The 18,766-nt window shown below is 38.5% G+C and carries 22 protein-coding genes and 1 pseudogene; 21 read left to right on the top strand and 2 right to left on the bottom strand.

The features are described 5' to 3' along the window. Positions 1–31 precede the first annotated feature (31 nt). Positions 32–3,307, top strand: a complete 3,276-nt coding sequence (locus HSM_RS06065; protein WP_075320246.1) for a TonB-dependent hemoglobin/transferrin/lactoferrin family receptor — start codon at positions 32–34, stop codon at positions 3,305–3,307. 272 nt (positions 3,308–3,579) lie between these two features. Here the strand turns inward: HSM_RS06065 and HSM_RS06060 are convergent. Next, positions 3,580–3,900 (bottom strand): annotated as a pseudogene (locus tag HSM_RS06060) (terminase gpP N-terminus-related DNA-binding protein); the annotation flags it as partial. A gap of 163 nt (positions 3,901–4,063) precedes the next feature. On the opposite strand from HSM_RS06060, the gene HSM_RS06055 reads away from it, so the two are divergent. The 12 genes from HSM_RS06055 (at position 4,064) to HSM_RS06005 (ending at position 9,928) form a co-directional block, all read left to right on the top strand. Continuing rightward, entirely contained in the window at positions 4,064–4,888 is an 825-nt protein-coding gene (locus HSM_RS06055; protein WP_012340350.1) for a GPO family capsid scaffolding protein, read from the top strand. Between the two features lie 23 nt (positions 4,889–4,911). After that, entirely contained in the window at positions 4,912–5,964 is a 1,053-nt protein-coding gene (locus HSM_RS06050) for a phage major capsid protein, P2 family (RefSeq protein WP_012340349.1), read from the top strand. Between the two features lie 11 nt (positions 5,965–5,975). Further along, positions 5,976–6,629 carry a phage terminase small subunit gene (locus HSM_RS06045; protein ID WP_012340348.1) on the top strand — a complete coding sequence of 218 codons (654 nt, stop codon included), beginning with the start codon at positions 5,976–5,978 and terminating at the stop codon, positions 6,627–6,629. Between the two features lie 103 nt (positions 6,630–6,732). Next, a complete protein-coding gene (locus tag HSM_RS06040; RefSeq protein ID WP_012340347.1) occupies positions 6,733–7,245 on the top strand; it encodes a head completion/stabilization protein in 513 nt (170 codons plus the stop codon). Beyond that, positions 7,245–7,460: a tail protein X gene (locus HSM_RS06035; RefSeq protein WP_012340346.1), complete on the top strand. Its 216-nt coding sequence runs from the start codon at positions 7,245–7,247 to the stop codon at positions 7,458–7,460. The genes HSM_RS06040 and HSM_RS06035 overlap by 1 nt, the downstream gene beginning before the upstream one ends. 12 nt (positions 7,461–7,472) lie before the next feature. Continuing rightward, positions 7,473–7,685 (top strand): phage holin family protein, encoded by a 213-nt coding sequence (locus HSM_RS06030; RefSeq protein WP_041605085.1) that lies wholly within the window; start codon positions 7,473–7,475, stop codon positions 7,683–7,685. After that, positions 7,678–8,214 carry a lysozyme gene (locus HSM_RS06025; protein WP_012340344.1) on the top strand — a complete coding sequence of 179 codons (537 nt, stop codon included), beginning with the start codon at positions 7,678–7,680 and terminating at the stop codon, positions 8,212–8,214. Before HSM_RS06030 ends, HSM_RS06025 begins: the two co-directional genes overlap by 8 nt. Further along, on the top strand, positions 8,207–8,656 hold the full coding sequence (locus tag HSM_RS06020; protein ID WP_041605083.1) for a hypothetical protein: 450 nt from the start codon (positions 8,207–8,209) through the stop codon (positions 8,654–8,656). Before HSM_RS06025 ends, HSM_RS06020 begins: the two co-directional genes overlap by 8 nt. Then, positions 8,544–8,783 carry an Rz1-like lysis system protein LysC gene (gene lysC, locus HSM_RS11280; RefSeq protein WP_370483414.1) on the top strand — a complete coding sequence of 80 codons (240 nt, stop codon included), beginning with the start codon at positions 8,544–8,546 and terminating at the stop codon, positions 8,781–8,783. Before HSM_RS06020 ends, lysC begins: the two co-directional genes overlap by 113 nt. After that, positions 8,776–9,003: a TraR/DksA C4-type zinc finger protein gene (locus tag HSM_RS06015; protein WP_041605081.1), complete on the top strand. Its 228-nt coding sequence runs from the start codon at positions 8,776–8,778 to the stop codon at positions 9,001–9,003. The genes lysC and HSM_RS06015 overlap by 8 nt, the downstream gene beginning before the upstream one ends. A gap of 10 nt (positions 9,004–9,013) precedes the next feature. Then, positions 9,014–9,454: a phage tail protein gene (locus HSM_RS06010; protein WP_012340341.1), complete on the top strand. Its 441-nt coding sequence runs from the start codon at positions 9,014–9,016 to the stop codon at positions 9,452–9,454. 12 nt (positions 9,455–9,466) lie between these two features. Further along, positions 9,467–9,928 (top strand): phage virion morphogenesis protein, encoded by a 462-nt coding sequence (locus tag HSM_RS06005; protein ID WP_012340340.1) that lies wholly within the window; start codon positions 9,467–9,469, stop codon positions 9,926–9,928. Positions 9,929–10,182: 254 nt separating this feature from the next. Here the strand turns inward: HSM_RS06005 and HSM_RS05995 are convergent, their stop codons facing one another. Continuing rightward, a complete protein-coding gene (locus HSM_RS05995) occupies positions 10,183–10,560 on the bottom strand; it encodes a hypothetical protein (RefSeq protein ID WP_012341730.1) in 378 nt (125 codons plus the stop codon). 133 nt (positions 10,561–10,693) lie between these two features. Here HSM_RS05995 and HSM_RS05990 point away from each other — a divergent pair, with 133 nt between their 5' ends. The 8 genes from HSM_RS05990 (at position 10,694) to HSM_RS05955 (ending at position 18,749) form a co-directional block, all read left to right on the top strand. Further along, complete coding sequence (locus HSM_RS05990; RefSeq protein ID WP_012340339.1) at positions 10,694–13,192, top strand: phage tail tape measure protein; 2,499 nt, start codon at positions 10,694–10,696, stop codon at positions 13,190–13,192. Between the two features lie 154 nt (positions 13,193–13,346). Next, positions 13,347–13,631: a hypothetical protein gene (locus tag HSM_RS05985; RefSeq protein WP_012340338.1), complete on the top strand. Its 285-nt coding sequence runs from the start codon at positions 13,347–13,349 to the stop codon at positions 13,629–13,631. Then, positions 13,619–13,966, top strand: coding sequence for a type II toxin-antitoxin system RelE/ParE family toxin (locus tag HSM_RS05980; protein WP_012340337.1), 348 nt, complete (start codon positions 13,619–13,621; stop codon positions 13,964–13,966). The genes HSM_RS05985 and HSM_RS05980 overlap by 13 nt, the downstream gene beginning before the upstream one ends. A 228-nt stretch (positions 13,967–14,194) precedes the next feature. Further along, a complete protein-coding gene (locus HSM_RS05975) occupies positions 14,195–14,806 on the top strand; it encodes a phage baseplate assembly protein V (RefSeq protein ID WP_041605078.1) in 612 nt (203 codons plus the stop codon). Then, complete coding sequence (locus HSM_RS05970) at positions 14,806–15,162, top strand: GPW/gp25 family protein (protein WP_012340335.1); 357 nt, start codon at positions 14,806–14,808, stop codon at positions 15,160–15,162. The genes HSM_RS05975 and HSM_RS05970 overlap by 1 nt, the downstream gene beginning before the upstream one ends. Next, entirely contained in the window at positions 15,146–16,060 is a 915-nt protein-coding gene (locus tag HSM_RS05965; protein ID WP_012340334.1) for a baseplate assembly protein, read from the top strand. The genes HSM_RS05970 and HSM_RS05965 overlap by 17 nt, the downstream gene beginning before the upstream one ends. Continuing rightward, on the top strand, positions 16,050–16,604 hold the full coding sequence (locus HSM_RS05960) for a phage tail protein I (RefSeq protein ID WP_012340333.1): 555 nt from the start codon (positions 16,050–16,052) through the stop codon (positions 16,602–16,604). Before HSM_RS05965 ends, HSM_RS05960 begins: the two co-directional genes overlap by 11 nt. A gap of 45 nt (positions 16,605–16,649) precedes the next feature. Further along, positions 16,650–18,749 carry a phage tail-collar fiber domain-containing protein gene (locus HSM_RS05955; RefSeq protein WP_012340331.1) on the top strand — a complete coding sequence of 700 codons (2,100 nt, stop codon included), beginning with the start codon at positions 16,650–16,652 and terminating at the stop codon, positions 18,747–18,749. Positions 18,750–18,766 lie beyond the last annotated feature (17 nt).

Here is an 18,766-nt window from a genome sequence, read left to right as displayed (position 1 = left end):
AAATAAAACTCTCTATCGTAGCCACAATGGTATTGTCCGTTTATGGCTCACTTCCCCCCCCTCTCAGGCTCAAACTAACTCAACTATCACGGAGTTAGGTGAGATTAAAGTTGTATCAGATTTAGATGACCAAGATATACAACAAAAAAAGGTCGGCGAAACAATTAAAAGTGCAAAACAACTAAAACGTCAACAAGTGCAGGATGCTCGTGATTTAGTGCGTTATGAAACGGGAATCACTGCTGTAGAGAAAGGACGCTTTGGTACCAGTGGCTATGCAATGAGAGGTGTTGATGAAAACCGAGTAGCCATTACGATAGATGGTTTACACCAAGCGGAAACGTTGAGTTCTCAGGGCTTTAAAGAATTATTTGAAGGCTATGGTAATTTTAATAATACGAGAAATGGAGCGGAAGTTGAAACTCTGAAACAAGTGCAACTTGCTAAAGGAGCCAATTCACTCAAAGTTGGCAGCGGTGCATTAGGTGGTGCTGTCATTTTTAAAACTAAAGACGCTAGAGATTTTCTCACAGAGAAAAACTGGTATGTTTCTTACAAAAAAGGTTACAACAGTGCGGATCGTCAGCATATAGATTCCATGACTTTAGCCGGTCGTTATAAATGGTTTGATGCCTTATTAGTGAAAACAAAACGTGATGGTCATGAACTACAGAACTATGGTTATAACCATTTTGATGCTGCAGTACAAGGTAAAAGAAGAGAAAAAGCAGATCCTTATCACAAACATTTAGACAGTACATTACTAAAATTATCTTTTCAACCCACAGAAAATCATCGCTTTACTGTTACCGCCGATTTATATGATAGTCGCTCTAAAGGAGCAGATCTTTCCTATACATTAAAAGCAACCGGTCTCCAAAAATCAAATGATCCTCCCGAACTTGAATATCGTCATAATAATGATCAGGTAAAACGAACCAACTATGCATTCTCTTATGAAAATTATTCTAGCAATCCTTTATGGGATACGATGAAATTTACTTATTCTGAGCAAAAAATTAAAACAAGAGCTAGAAATGAAGATTATTGTGATGGGAATGATAAATGTAATAGCTCATTAAACCCATTGGGAATTAAATACAACAAAAATAATGAACTAGTTGATAAAGATGGAAATCCTATTACATATAAATATTCAAATCAGAAACAAACTTATTATGAATATGTTAGTCAAGATGTATTTGATACTTGGAACGAGAAGATACCTGATGATATAAAAGAGAAATATGAAAAATTAGGAGTTTTAAAGGATGTTCCTACTAGTGTAACAAGTTGTTATAAAGATATCTCTTCTGAACACCCTGATAAGTGTAGGATACCTATATATGCAACAATAATTACGGAGCAATTAATTTCAAATGGTCAAGTTTATTCTGACTTAACTCTCAAGGAAAACAGTAAGTGGATTGAGAAATACCAAACAAATTCACCTCTTTTATTATCTTGTGATGGCATTAGTTGTGATACCAAAGACAAAGATAGAGATGGTGACTCGACAATAGCCGTTATTGATGAACACAATCAGCCCAAAAGATTGGGATTTAAAGTAGATAAAGAGCGTAACTTAGCGATATTAAAAATCGGTGGTGAGGCATTACATTCAGATAGATTATTTTTACCTTCATCTAAGGGGCATAACACCAATCTTTGGACAGACCGCTCTTTGAACACAAACACCAAACAATTTAATTTAGATTTCACAAAATATCTTATATTAGGGAAAACGGATCACAATATAAGTTACGGTGGCTCTTTGTCTAAATCCCAAAAAGAAATGGTTAATCAATCGGGCGATTCAGCTATCAATGTCAAATGGTGGGCATTGTATCCAGAGAATTGTAAAACAAGTTATTCTAGTCTATGTGGTAAAAGCAATATTTTCTCTTTCTTAGTTCCTGTTAAAGCAACTTCAAGGGCCCTTTATTTTGCGGATGATTTTAAATTGAATGATCGTATTAGTTTCGAGTTGGGCTATCGTTATGATCAAATTAAATATCAGCCTAGCTATACTGCCGGTGTCACCCCAAAAATTCCAGATGATATTGTCGGTGGATTCGCTCATGATTTTAAAGATCCATATAAACCAGTCGAGCTACCAAAAAAATTACCTGAACCTAAGTTTTCGGATTATGGTTATCAGAAAGTAAATGAATATAATAAGGAAAAAAGTAAATATGATGATTCTGTAGTAGCATACAATGAAGCTGTTGTACAAAATAAAAAAATCGCAGAGAAAAATAAATTAGCTCGTCATCAGGCAAATATTGATGCTTTTGTTAAAGAAAAAAGTTTTGCTGCACATTCTTATTCTTTGGGTGTAAACACAGATCCTTTTGATTTTATGCTCTTACAATTTAAACACTCAAAAGGCTTTAGAGCACCAACATCCGATGAAATATATTTCGCATTTAAAATGGGGGATTTTAACCCTAAATATGGAGATACCTTGCATGTTGTACCTAATATTCAATTAAAACCAGAGTTAGCTAAAACGAATCAAATCGCACTAACTTTCTATAAAGATTTCGGCTTTATTACCTTCAATTATTTTGAAACGAAATATAAAAACTTCATTGATTTTGCTAGAACGATTGGATATCACAAAAATTCAAATGGTGGTAAAACTCCATATGAAATTAGACAAAATATAAACAGAGAATCCGCTAAATCGAGTGGGATTGAGATTAACGCTCGTTTAAATTTGAGCATTTTGCATAAAGCCTTAAGTGAATTTGAGTTTAGTTATAAATTTAGTAAGCAAAAAGGGCGAGTAAAAGTTAAAGAGTATTTAAACCCTGCAAACCCAAATGAATTTATTAATATTACCGCTCCAATGAATGCTATTCAGCCAAAAACAAGCATTTATGGGCTAAGTTATCATAATACAAATGGTAAATTTGGTGTGGATTTATATGTAACTCGTGTTGCCGCTAAAAAAGCATCTGATACATATAATGATACGTGGAGAGAAACACAAAATGAAGAAAAAATAACTAATCCTACCAACATCGGTAATACTAATGTTACCACTGACAGCTCTATTAGATGGAGAAGTGATGCTTACACTTTGGTTGATGTAATCGCTTATGCCAAACCAATCAAAAATTTGATCTTACAATTTGGTGTTTATAATCTCACTAATCGTAAATATGTCACTTGGGATTCTGCTCGTTCAATTAGACAATTTGGTACAAGCAATAAAATTGATTACGTCACCGGCAAAGGTTTAAACCGCTTCAATGCCCCGGGACGTAACTTCAAACTTAGTGCAGAGCTAACATTCTAATGAGATAAATAGGAAGCCTGTGAAAACAGGCTTTCTTTTATAAACAATCTTTTGAAAAGTAGAATAATTAAGGTGAATAAAAAATATCGGTAAAAGTAATCAATGATGATGTGATTATTTCGGAACACTCTACTCCTACTTTTTTGTGATGTTACTTCGTTTAGGTATCTGTCGATCACGTGCTCAAATGGTATGTTAGCTACATCTTGGTATAAATTTTCCATTATTTCCATTTCTATTTTGTTTGCCTAGGTAAACGCTTGAGCTTTTATAGGGTTTAAATCAACCTCATTACCGCCACCGTTGGAATATTTCTTAATTCTTGCCATTTTTTCCATTTGGCGACCCAACAAATCAATTTCTTTAAAATCCTGACCGGTTTTATCTTCTTTTAAAATAAGTAAATTCAATCTCGCCTCTAAGGTATTTTCAACCCGACCGACAGGGGCGATATCATCCCACTTCTCCCTGTCTTTCCAACTTGAAATCGTGGAAATAGGCACCCCTAATTTGTCGGCAATATCCGTAATCCGCCAACCTGAAAAATAAAGCAAACGGCTTTCACGCTTACTGTCTAACGTTATATCAATCATCTATCCATCCTTAATTCTCACTCACAGCATAATAAGGAAATCCAAGAAAATGCATGACCCCTGTAAACTGTCAAAAAAAAATTAACATTGATAAGCAAATGACAAGAAAAAAGAAATCAACCAGTATAAAAACAAATTGAAAAGAAAAAATAGGAATACACCCATGAAAAAATACAAATCAAAATGGTTTGTTGTTGCAACCGAGGGGGCGACCACAGACGGACGTAATATTTCACGAGTTTGGATTGAACAAATGGCAGAAAGCTATAATCCTAAAACCTATGGAGCACGTATTAATATAGATCACATCAAATCTTATCTTTACCGAGAAGAAGAACCGCACGCTCAAGCTTACGGTGATGTCATCGCCTTAAAAACCCAAGAAAGCGAAGGAAAATTACAACTCTTAGCACAAATTGACCCCACAGAAGAACTCATTGCGTTAAACAAAAAACGTCAAAAAGTGTATACCTCAATTGAAATCGATATCAATTTCAGCGACACAGGAAAAGCCTATTTAGTAGGTCTTGCAGTCACGGATAACCCGGCAAGTTTAGGGACGGAAATGTTACAGTTTGCAGCAACAGCAAAAGCCAATCCGTTTAATGCTCGCAAATTAAAAACAGAAAATTTGTTTACTGAAGCCGTAGAAGTCTGCTTAGAATTTAACGACGTGGAGCCGGAAAAACCTACTCTCTTTGAACGCATTACAGCGATGTTTAGCCAAAAAGAGCGGACAGATAAACAACGTTTTAACGATATAGATCAAGCGGTCATGTTACTTTCAAAAGAAGTACAACATCTCCATCAAAAAACCACCGCACTTGAAACGGAAAATCAAACGCTAAAACAAACGCTAAATGAATACACAGAAAAAACAAACGAACACAGCGAAAAATTCGCCGTGTTAGAAAAAAAACCGCATACCAACTATACCGAACGCCCTTTAATTAGTGGCGATAGTATGAATGATGGACGTTTCTTTTAATCAATTATCAGGACTTAAACACGATGAAAAAAACCACCGCACAAACATTAATGAATTACATTCAAGGTATTTCAAACGATAACCAAGAGGATTTCTCAAGAATTGCAAGAGGGGCGAAATTTAATGTGACGCCAAGTGTACAGCAACGTCTTGAAAATGCAGTACAAGAAAGCTCGGATTTCCTAAAACTGATCAACATTGTACCGGTAGATGAACAACAAGGTGAAATCTTAGGGTTAGGCGTATCAGGTACCATTGCAGGAACAACAGATACCAATGCGACAGGACGTAAAACGCAAGCCATTCATGCGTTAAACAAAATTCCGTATCACTGCCAACAAATTAACTATGATACACATCTCAAATATGCCATCTTGGATATGTGGGCAAAATTCCCTGATTTCGCTAAACGCATCGGCACATTAAAAGCCGAACGCATGGCACTGGATAGAATTATGATCGGTTTTAACGGAACAAGTCGTGCAGCAACCTCTAACAGAAAGACAAACCCATTATTACAAGATGTCGCTGTAGGCTGGTTGAAAAAAATTGAAGACAATGCACCTGAACGTGTCATGACAGAAGACAAAAAGTCCAGCGGAAAAATTGAAGTCGGGGAAGGAAAAACATACAAAAATTTAGATGCCCTTGTGTTTTCTGCTGTCAGCGATTTAATCGCACCTCAATTCCAAGATGACACGAAATTAGTCGCCATTATGAGCCGTGATTTGCTGGCTGATAAATACTTCCCTCTGCTCAATCAAAGCAAGGCGAGTGAACAAGTTGCCGGTGATATTATTATGAGTACAAAACGAGTGGGCGGATTACAAGCCGTTCAAGCCCCTTTTGTACCAAAAGGCACCATCTTAATTACCCGACTTGATAACCTGTCAATCTATTACCAAGAAGGGGCAATGCGTCGAACATTAAAAGATAATGCAGAATATGACCGCTATGAAGATTACACCTCTTCTAATGATGACTTTGTCGTCGAAAACTATGAAAGTGTGGCATTGTTAAAAAATATCAACATGATAGACGCCCCTGAAGACATCAAAGCGAAAAAAGCTGAATAAGGAAAGTGTGAATGCGTCCAACAAGAAGGCATTTTCTAGAAGTTTCAGCGAAAAAGGCACATATGCAAGAAGAACGCATACTTAGCGAAGCGACGGAATACGAAAGAATGTTGTATCTTCTTGCACGCCATAAAAAGGATTTAAAACAAATTCATTCTATGGCGTTAAAAGCGGACTACAAAAAGAACATTTTACCGGATTATTTACCTTGGATAGAGGGAGCGTTAAGTAGTGCAAGTGGCAAACAAGATAACGTCTTAATGACATGGCTAATTTGGTCAATAGACTGTGAGCAATATCACCTCGCATTACAAATTGCCGACTATGCTATACATCAAGGATTAGTATTACCCGAAAACTTTAACCGCACCTTATGTTCTGCCCTAGCGGAAGAATTTGCTGATAAAGCCAAAATTGCACAAAAACTTAACCGCCCTTTTGACGTGGCTTATTTAGAACGAGTAGCGAACCTCACTGATGACCAAGATATACCGGATGAAAGTAGAGCGAGACTTTATAGAGAAATCGGACTATTAAAGCTCACATCAGCACCGCAAACCGCCTTAGCCTACTTGGAAAAGGCATTAGAACTGAATTTAAATATTGGCGTTCAAGGGGATGTAAAAAAATTGCGAAAACAATTAACGCAAGAAAATCCCCGCTGAACACGAAACAGAGCAACCTAGCACAAGCCAAGCGAGGCGGAAAGTAAAGGTTTTTTGCCTCATCACTTTCCTCACCTCGCTTTTTTACAGTTAAAGGAACATCATGCATAACAGCATCGCCATCAAAAAAGTCAAAAATTACGCCATGGACGACTTAAAACGACAGGCGGAAGAACAAGCAACAGATAACGAAACAATCCAAAACAACGGCTTTTTCCCTGATATTCATTTACTTGATGTAAGAAATGCAATGCGAATAGACGGAACGGTAACGAATGAACGGTTGAAAATGGAAGTTATCGAAGCCATAGCAACCGCTAACAACGCCTTAAAACATTACCAAAAAACCCTAAAAGAAAAACACATTCATCGCCTTGAAGACATGGATGACGAAAAAATCAACGGCGAAAATATCGTAATACAACGCTACAAAAGAGCGGTGTATTGTTTCGCCTTAGCCAATTTAAACGAACGCTATCGCTCATACGACACCACCAAACAAGGGGCGGAAAAAGCACAGGACTTTGAACAAAGCGTAGATGATTTAAGACGTGACGGACGCTTTGCTATCCGCGATATAGTAGGACAACACAGAATGATAGTAGAGTTAATCTAATGGCAAGAATGGTTTATGCAAAACAAAACGACACACTAGATAGCATTGTCTATCGTTATTTTGGGAAAACGCTTGGCTTAGTAGAACACGTATTGGAGCTAAACCCAACATTAGCCAACTTACCAATCCTCGCCATTGGTACCGTCGTTATCTTGCCTAATAGTGAAGATATACAAACGACCACCAACAAAAATACATTGAGTTTATGGGATTAAATGAGGTTTAACATGTTAAAAAATAGTGAAACAACAGGGGCGTATGTCGGATCTGCCATCGCCATTTATAGCGGCTTTACCTTGGCAGACTGGGCAGCTATCTTTGGAATTTTATTCGGCTTATTTACCATGCTGATTAACTGGTATTACAAAAACAAAGAAATCAAATTAAAAGAAACCGCACTCAAACAAAAGATTGACTTAAAGGAAGGCGACCATGAATAAATTCACAAAATGGGGGACAGGGGCTATTTGTAGCGTAGTTGCCATTATTGCCCTTGTCAAAACAAACCATCAAGAGTTACGCATAAGTCAACAAGGCTTAGACCTTATAGGAAATGTAGAAGGTTGCAGAAGAGACCCCTATCACTGCCCCGCCGACGTCTTAACGGTGGGCATAGGCTCCACGGAAGCAAACGGAAAAAACATTGACCCCAAAAAACGTTATAGCGACAAAGAAATAGCCCAACGATGGGCATATGATTTACGCCTGGCGGAACAATGCGTAAACCGCTATGGAAACGGCAAAAATCTACCGCAAGGGGCGTTTGATGCCTTTGTTTCCATTACCTTTAATGTAGGATGTGGAAAAATGCAAAAAAGCACCTTATTTAAACAAGCAAACCAAGGCTTTACCCCTCAACTCTGTCACCAGTTTGAACGCTGGATTTACGCAGGCGGAAAAAAATTAAACGGCTTAGTAGCACGCAGAGCAAAAGAAAAAGCCTTCTGTTTAGGTGAATACCATGATTAACCGTGCATTATTTTTAAACACCACATTAAACAAAGTCATCATCGTTGCAGTTGCTATACTTATCAGCATCAACGGCTATTTGTATTTTAACAACCAGGTAAAAGAACAAAAGCTCATCAACGCAAACAACATCCTCAACCAAGAAAAGGAAACGACCAAACAACTAAAGGCTCAATTAGATCATGCAAAAAAACAACTCAACCACTATCAAGAACAAGTAAAAAAACTGAATGACAACCTCTTAACTCATTTACACCAAGCGGAGAAACGGACTGATGAAATTAAACAAGCGTTACAATATGAGAGCTGGAGCGGTCAGCCTGTGCCTAATCGCATTATCCGCCTGTTCAACGAACGAACACATCAGATTAATAGAGCCGATACCGCTACTTTGCCCGACAGATCAACTATGCCAAAAACCGACAATAACACTAAAAAATAACGGAGATCTCGTCGTTGCCTTGGATAAAACACTCAATGAAATAGAAAAATGTACGCTGATAAATCAAGCACTTACACAGTGCATAGAAAACTACAACCGCACATTACAGGAAAAAAAACATGACTGATCACGTAGACAGAGCCAACGAATACACAGAAATAATGCAACAACTTGCCATCCAAAAACACCAACAAAAAACACGGAAAAAAAGCACAGTGAAATACTGTCTAGATTGCCAAGAAGAAATACCGGAGATACGCCAAAAGAACGGCTATTGTCGTTGTATAGATTGTCAACGCATTATCGAAAAACACCAACGTATTTATAGATACTCGTCAATCAGTTAAGGAAGAGAACATGTTAAAAGCAGAGCTTATCCGCAGTTTGTTACAAAGCACCTCAAAAGACCTCAATACCAACCCTGATAAATTGGAATTATTCATTGATGAAGGGGTTGTCGTTAGTGCCGGTGCGACATCTTCCTCCTATGAATTGCAATACACCTTAAATATTATCGTACGTGATTTTAACGGATCGCCCAATATGATTTTTGCCCCGATTATGGACTTTATCCGAGAAAACCAACCTGATTTAATCCATAATCCGGACAAAAGAAAAGACGGATTCCGCTTTATCGCCGATCACAACAACCACGACAGCATAGATCTATCCATCTTCCTAAAACTCACCGAACGAATATCGGTAAAAGAAGAGAACGGAAAAAATATCATCACACATCTTGATGAACCAAGCTCACAAAAATACCAAGAAATCATAGAAAAAAAGACAGAAAAATAAAAGAGCTACAACATGGATGAAATGCTACAGGTAAAAACCGCTTTTGAACGTCTGCTTAAAAACGTTTCACCAAAACGGCTAAGACTGCTTTACCAACAAATCGGACGAGAACTCGCACGCAGTCAACGCAAACGAATTAAAGCACAGCAAAATCCGGACGGTTCAGCCTATCAACCACGCAAGCAAAAAGTGCGGTCAAAAAAAGGCAGAATTAAAACCCAAGCCATGTTTAAAAAAATCACCCAAGCAAGGCACATGAAGCTACGCCGCCAAAAAGACGGTATAGAACTAGGGTTTAGCGGAAATACCGCCTACATCGCCACTATTCATCAATATGGATTAAGAGCAAGAGTAGAACGACACAAAGAACACAAAGTACAATACGCCAAGCGTGAATTGCTCGGCTTTACGGAACGGGACAAAGAAATGATTGAAGCGTTTGTGATTAAGGCATTGAGTGAAAATATTGATTAGATGTCATCATCTAAATTCTTATTTTTGCAGTGGCAACAATTTTTATCACGATTGGACGTATCATAAAACAACACAAAGATAAAAAATAAAGCAACACTGCCAAAAATAAACGTCAGCCCAACGCTTAAATCAAAATAAAAATAACAAATAAGGTAAGGACACGCGACAATTAACACAAAAATAAGGTCAATAAAATCATTAACAGTCAATTTACTTTTCATAGAACCACCGTAGTTTTTGTCGTTATTGTCTTTTTATATTAAAAAATAGCAAATAACCGCAATAAGAATGATGGCACTTATGCCCCATTCAAGGCTAAATTGATAATCGACCTGTTCTTTAGCATGATAACGTCCGGATTTCTTTTGAATTGCCATTAGCACTGTATCCAAAAGTAACATCAAAGGCGTTAATGCAAACGTGAATAACACGCAACCTATACCGACAGGGATAGAAAGCAAAAAAACGGAAATAAGCAAGGAACTGAAAAAATGAATGACAGATAAGGTTTCCCAACTCATCCTTAGCGAAATACCAAACAACACAATAACGGTAAACATAGCACTGATGTAGTACAAATGAGTAACCCAAAAAAAAGTAAAATTTTCATACTTTAATTCATCGTGTCGCATAAAAACCTCCTGTGTTTTTTGTGTATCTTTGTTTATTTTTTCTACGTTGTCAATCTTATTTAAACACATTAATAAATTGTTCTCGAGATCGTGATTATTGATAATAAAAAATAAATGAAAAAAAGGATTGTTTATGAACAAAAATTTAAAAATACAAGTATTGCTAAATGCCGTTGATAAATTGACCGCTCCTTTTCGCAATACATCAAAACAAATAAAATCAACCTCACAAGCAATAATAGCCAATAAAAACCTATTAAAAAAATTGGAAAATGCACAAGAGCGAGTAAAAAAAACAGGGTTAACGCAAGCTCAAGAAAGATTAAAAAATAAAATTGAGAAAACCACTCAAGAAATAAAAAAACAAACTCAAGCTCTTGAAAAATTAAATCAACAAAAGAAAAAGCAAGAGAAATATAATAAAAAAATAGAAGTCCTAAAAAATACAAGTAATAATTTAAAACAATATGGGCAACAGTCTATGATTACGGCTGCTTCGACGGGTATGGTTGCCGGTAGCATTCTTTCTACTGCTATTGAATTTGAAAAGGCTTTTTCTAAGGTGCAAGCCTTAACAAGATTAGATAAAATCAAAGATGCGGAACGAATTAAGGCATTAAGAGATCAGGCTATTAAACTAGGTGCCGAAACGGCTTTTACCCAAACAGAAGTTGCAGAGGCACAAGGCTATTTAGCTATGGCGGGATTTAATGACAAGCAAATTAAATCTTCCGTCCCTTCTATGTTAAACATGTCTATGGCATCAGGTACGGATTTAGCTCGTGTTGCGGACATTGCTTCTGATATATCTTCAGGTTTTAAAATTCAGGCTGATGATATGGGGCGTGTTGCTGATGTGTTAACACTTACATTTACTACCTCTAATACCTCTCTTGAAACACTTTATGAGACTATGAAAGAAGGTGCACCTATTGCGACTGCTGCAGGTCAATCTTTTGAAAGTGCGGCAGCATTAGCGGGGTTATTGGGAAATGTAGGGATTAAAGGTTCTCAAGCCGGCACGACTTTAAAAAATATGTTTGTGCGTTTAGCCGCACCGCCAAAAGAAGCGGAAAAAGCCTTAAAAAAACTTGGTGTATCCACTAAAGATGCCAAAGGTAATTTAAAACAAGTTCCCGAAATTCTCAAACAGATAATGCAGAAAACCGAAAAAATGGGAACGGCTAAACGCCTTGAATATTTTGATAATATTTTTGGCAAAATTGGGTTAGCTGGTGCCTCCGAATTGGTAACACAAGCAAAAGACACAATTCAAAACTATGAAAATATGCTTAAAGATGCGAAAGGCACAGCGGAAAAAGTCAGTCGTACAATGACGGATAATGTGGCTGGTGATTTTAAAACGCTGTCTTCAGCAAAAGAAGCTATAGGAACTTCAATATTTGACATTGTATCTACCGATTTACGCGAGTTTTTGGGGAAAATAACCGATTTGCTGCGTGGCGTTAATCAATGGATAAATGCAAACCAAGAATTAACCGCAAACATAGTAAAAGTTGGAAGTGTAATAGCGGTGGTGATAGGAGCATTAGGTGCATTATCATTATTTTTAGGCTACATTGTCTATCCTGTTGCCCGTACTATTTTAGGCTTTGGTAAATTAATCCTGTTTTTAGGAAAGTTGGGGATATCTTTTTTGGCTATAATCCCTAAAATTATTGCCTTTTCAGCCGCACTTTTAACCAATCCCATTACTTGGATTATCGCCGGTATTGTTGCGTTAATTGCCGCAATCTATTTACTTTGGAAAAACTGGGATAAAGTCATTGCTGCACTTGTTGCAGGCTGGCAATGGCTAAAAACGGCTTGTAGCGAGGTATGGGAAAGTATAAAAAATATTGTTTTCCACGTATGGAACGGTATTTTTCAGTTTTTGGGAGGCATTTGGGAACACATCAAAGAAGCCTTTAACGGCGGAATTGGCGGCGTGAGCAAGTTGATTATAGATTGGTCACCTATCGGATTATTCTACAAAGCTTTTTCCGCCGTGTTAAATTATTTTGGTGTTGAACTGCCCGCCAGTTTCTCTGATGTTGGTAGCTTGCTGATGGAAAAATTAAGTTCAGGCATAGTAAACGCCCTCGGCAAAGTAAAAGACACTATTAGCAATGTAGGTTCGTCAGTATGGGGGTGGTTTAAAGAAAAAATCGGCATAGACACCGACACAAAAGCCACCTTCACCACACAAACAACAACCAATCACGTTCCGCCGGTGAATAAATGGTCAGGCGGATATGCCGGAAACGGTGGAAAATATCAGCCTATGGGCATATTTCACGGCGGGGAATATATTATGACCAAAGAGGCAACATCACGCCTTGGCGTCCCCTTATTAAACGCCCTAAATTACGGAAAAAAAGCCATGTTGACCGCCGGAATGGGATTAAGCGTTGCAACCGCACAGCCTTTTGTTATGGATAATCGACCGCCCTTAAGTCCAACAACACGTCACCTGCAAGAAACACCTCAACCTATGCAAGTGACAATCAATATTCATGCCACGGCGGGACAACGTGCGGAAGATATTGCAAGAGAAGTGGAGAAAGCCCTAGTTAAAATAGAACAACAAAAACAAGCACGCTTGAGATCCGCATTACGAGACAGAGATTAATTAATTGGGGGCGAATGTGATTCGCCCCGACGTTAGGCAGGGGCGGATGTCAATGCAATAAACCTCATATTTCCGAAGACTTTTCATTGATCGAGTAATACTTTTGTATTACTATGAGCGACTACTTGTTCTCTTGTTCTAAAGGAAATTAATTATGCTTGCCAATCAAGAAGTAACCAGCGTAAAACTGGGTTACCGCAAAGCAATTTTGCAAGAATTAGCCCAAGATTTTGGCGGTAGCGTTCACAGTATTGTGTTAGATGCCGTAGATAGTCACATTGAACGCTTAAAAGCTAAACAAACCTATGATAGACGAGCTATACAAGCCTACCAAGATTATCAGGAAACAGGATTGCATATTACGCTAAGTGAGTTTATGGATTGGGTGGACAGCCTAGAAACAGACGAACCAAAGGATATGCCCCCATGTCACAAGTAAAGCTCATCATCACAAGACTTGCTCAATCTGATTTAACAAGAATTTATAACTTTTTGACTGACGTAGGAGCAACAAAGCAAGCAAATGCAGTCATGCAACTGCTAAAAAATTCTTTTGTTGCTAGCCAAGATAGACCAAATAACGGCAAAGCCTATGATTTGTCGGTAGATGGCAAGACCTTGAAAAATGTAAGAGAGGTTTTTGTCTCTTATAGAAAAAGTGGTTATAGCTATCTCTTTTGGTATGACGAACCCAATAACCAAATTTTGATTTTAACGGTTAAACATTTTCGTGAAAATGCCTACCGTTTGGATTGGCTGACTTTCACTGAATGACTTCAACTCCGACGATGTAACCTGTTACTAAAATAACAATTAATCAACTTACTTTTGTTTGGCGAATGTGATTGGGCGAATGTGATTCGCCCCTACTGTAGGGGCGGATTATATCCGCCCTTTAATGTATTTTATTTTTTGTTATTTCCGGCTTAACAACCCGGCATACTACTCAAACACGGTTAAATTTCTCAAAATGCACTTTATTTAAGAATGTGCGAATGTGCAATGCAAGCAGAATTTAACCGAAAATTAGAAAATATTGTGCGGTATGGTGTCGTGGCAGAAGTGAACCACGAAAAACGCCGTGCCAAAGTACAAACAGGTAATATCTTAACGGATTGGTTGCCGTGGTGTGCTTCACGTGCCGGTACAACCAAAATTTGGTCGCCAATTACACCGGGTGAACAATGTATTCTTATTTCCCCTGCGGGTGAAATAAACAGCGGTTTTATTTTGAGTGCCCTCTACACGTTGGAATTTAACACCCCGAGCAATTCGCCTGATGAGCATGTAATTCAATTTGCGGATAATGCCATTATCCAATACAACCAAGCGACAAGTGAATTAAAAGTAAGCGGTATTAAAACCGCACTTATTGAAGCGAATGTCAGCGTAACGCTTAACACGCCCTTAGTGCATTGTACGCAAGATATGCATATAGACGGTAACGTCAATATCAAAGGGTCAAGCAGTGTGCAAGGCTCAAGTGATGTACAAGGGTCAATACGTGTTAAAGGCAATATTAACGCACAAGGCGATGTTACCGCCGGTGGTGTATCGCTACAAACGCATACACACGCAGGAGATAGTGGCGGAACGACAGGAGTGCCTAACTAATGGATAAACACACAGGCAGATATTGCGAAAACGAAAACGCCCATTTAAAACAATCTATCACGGATATTTTATTAACGCCGATTGGGACGAGAATACAACGCCGAGAGTATGGCAGTTATATTTTTGAGCTGATCGACCGTCCCATCACAAAAGCCCTGATGTTACAACTTGCCACGGCGTCAGTGATCGCCTTGAAAAAATGGGAGCCGAGAATTGAAATTACACGTTTTAAAGTGGATATAGTACCGGAGAAAGCACAAATCACCGCCAATATGGACTTTATCCGCAAAAAAGACAACAAAAAAATAAATTTTAATCAAATCATATTAGGGAAACGGCATGAGCGAATTAGTTAATTTATCGAAATTAGACGCCCCAAAGGTATTAGAACACCTTGATTTTGAACAGTTATTAAAACAACGCAAAGCTCAATTTATAGCACTCTACCCTAAAGAAAAACAAGCCTATTGGGAAACCGTACTCGCATTAGAAAGTGAACCGATTAACAAATTATTACAAGAAAATTGTTATTTGCAGTTATTAGAACGCAAACGCATTAACGAAGCAGCAAAAGCAACAATGTTAGCTTATGCAACAGGGAGCGATCTTGATGTGATAGCAGCTAATTTTAATGTACAGCGTCTCATCATACAAAAAGCGGACTATAGCGTAAATCCGCCAATAGAAGAAAAACGAGAAAGCGACACAGATTTACGTTTGCGTTGCCAATTAGCGTTTGAGGGGTTGTCTGTGGCGGGACCTCGTGCAGCTTATGTATTCCATGCGTTATCCGCACATGCGGAGGTTGCTGATGTCTCTGTGATATCGCCCTCACCTGCGAATGTGACTGTCACTATTTTAGCCAAAAAAGGGGACGGGCAAGCCAGTGAGGCGGTTTTAAATGCGGTGACCAAAAAACTGAATGATGAAAATATCCGCCCAATAGCGGATAGAGTAACGGTACAAAGTGCCAGTATTCATCGGTATCAAATTCATGCAAAACTGCACATCTACAGAGGACCGGAATACGAACCCATCAACAAACAGGCACAGGAAAAAATCAAAAAATACACCGAAGACAAACAACGATTAGGACGAGATATTACCTTATCCGGTATTTATGCGTCCTTGCATATTGAAGGGGTGCAACGTGTAGAATTACTACAACCTCAAGCCGATATTGTATTACAGAATAATCAAGCCGGCTTTTGTGAAAAAATTACACTTGAATTGGTGACAGCAGATGATTATTGATGACAGGTTCCCAACCGTCCCCGCACTATTGCCTTTAGGCAGTAGCGAGCTGGAGCGTAAAGCGTCAGAAGTGTTACAGTTTGCTGTCCGCAATCCTATTATTATTGCAGACTTAATCAATCCTCAGCGTTGCCCCGTTGAGCTGTTGCCGTATTTAGCGTGGGCGTTCAGTGTAGATAGATGGGATGAGCATTGGACAGAACAAGTCAAACGTATTGCCATTCAACAGGCTTTTTTAATCCACAAATACAAAGGTACGATTAGTGCTATTCGTCGAGTGGTTGAGCCTATCGGCTATTTGGTGGAAGTCAAAGAATGGTTTGATCTGCACCCACAAGGCACACCAGGCACATTCAGCATTACGATTGAAGTCGCTGAAAGCGGATTGAATGAACAAACCTACAATGAAGTAGTCCGTCTCGTTGATGATGCAAAGCCGGTATCAAGACATTTAACACAGTTAGCTATTTCTATATCGCCTAAATGCCCATTACATCATTTTATTGGTCAATATATGGGCGAAATTATCAGTGTTTATCCATAACCCGATTAAATTAAATAACCCAATTAAACCAAATAAGGAAAAGAAATGACAAAAACCTATTATTCCGTATTAACCCAACATGGGGAACAGCTCATTACCTCAGCCATTGCCAACAAAAAACCCTTACAACTCTTAAAAATGGCAATCGGCGACGGCAACGGACAAGCGGTAACGCCGGATAAAAACGCAACCGCATTAAAAAACAAAGTTTATAGTAGCAATGTAAATCAAATCTCTGTCGATCCAAGAAATCATCAGCAAGTTATCTTTGAATTACTGATCCCTGAAACAGAGGGCGGTTTTTGGATTAGAGAAATTGGACTGTTAGACGAGAATGAAAAATTAGTTGCTTATGCCAATTGCCCTGAAAGTTTTAAACCTCAATTATCAAGCGGTAGCGGAAAAGTCCAAATTATCCGCTTAATTTTGGCGGTATCCTCATCAGACGCCTTTGAATTAAAAATAGATAATGACGTTATTTTTGCGAAAACGGGACAGCTACAACCCAAAACCATTAATGGCAACAGTCAAAATAAAATTGATGAAGACGGACATACTCACGAGATAACCAAAGCGAGTACAAGCCAACAAGGCATTGTGCAACTGACCAACGAGACAACCTCAGACAGCGAAACACTCGCCTTAACCGCTAAAGCGGGGAAAGAGTTAGCAAAAAAGCTAGAGGAATATATTCCAAACAGCAAAAAATCCGACGCAACCGATAGCAATAGCTCCGATACTGTCGCTACATCAAAAGCGGTTAAAACTGCCTACGACAAAGCGGAAGACGCAAGAAAACTTGCTGAAAGCAAACAATCCCCTGAAACTACATTAGCTGGCTACGGCATTACCGATTTTCAGGTTAAAACAGGTTCGGACGATGTTGATAATTACAAAACCGACGGGCATTATTATTTTGCGAGCAGTCAGCATTTGCCCGACAACAACGGAGCGTGGCATGTTGAAGTGGTGAGCGGTGGGCAAACTACCGCCGTGCGACAAATCGCCCGCAAAGCCAATGATACAAAAGTCAAAACTCGCTTTTTTAGCGGCTCAAAATGGACGGAATGGAAAGATATCGGCGGTGATGGTGTGCCTTTGGGGGCGATTGTAGCGTTTCCAAAAGCTATTACTAATCCCACTGGCTTTTTAAAATGCGATGGAACGACTATTGACCAACGCACCTACCCCGATTTATACCGCACTTTAGGCAATAAAAACACTTTACCCAATTTAACTCGCTCAGATGTCGGTATGACGGCGTATTTTGCGACAGATAATATTCCTGATGGCTGGATTGCGTTTGATGAAATCAAGGAAAAGGTAAAAGAAGATACTTACCCTGAGTTGTATAAATACCTGATTGAAAAATATACCAGTATAGACAACGTCCCTAAAGCGGAAGACCGTTTTTTGCGTAATGCAGCAAATGAGCTGGTTGTGGGGAGGGTACAAGAGGATGCAATTAAAACGCATTACTTAAATTATGGCACAAACCATAATTCAAGTAATTATCAGTTCCATGTAGACAATAATGACACAATTGCTACTGGGAATAATAAAACTACGGATAATTATAAAATCCGCACTAACGGAGCAATATTCTATTCAGGTGCCGAAGAAACTCGTCCTAAGTCTCTTGTTCTCAAATTGTGCATTAAAGCCAAAAATACCTTTGACGATGTACAATTTTGGATTAAGGCATTCGGAACTGTCGATAATCAAGGAATGATGGACGCAAGTAAAATCGCTGTAGCGTTGCAGGGCAAATCGGATTTAGAGCATTTGCACACAGCTAGCCAAATTACCGATTTTAACAGTGCCGTTGCCTCTCAGTTTAGCTATCAAAAAATCGGTGATGTTGAGGTACGCAAATATCCTGATGGTACGATGATTCAGACTGGTATTTTCACTCATAAAAGTGAAGGTTATACCGTGAAAAATCACGTGGTATTTCCAATTGCCTTTGTGGATAAAAATTACCGATGTTTCATAACAGAAAAATACGAAGATAGAGCGAGTGGTGAAGGACAATATAACTGGATATTTATGACCGCGGATACAAATACCCAAGCAATTATCACTAACTGGTACTTGGGTAAGTCAGAATGGCTTGTTATCGGACGTTGGAAAGAGGACAAATAATGACAATTAAAAATCCA

This window comes from Histophilus somni 2336 (assembly GCF_000019405.1).
GTDB lineage: Bacteria > Pseudomonadota > Gammaproteobacteria > Enterobacterales > Pasteurellaceae > Histophilus > Histophilus somni.
Note: the sequence above shows the minus strand (reverse complement) of the source record. Positions and strands in the feature narration are given on the sequence as shown.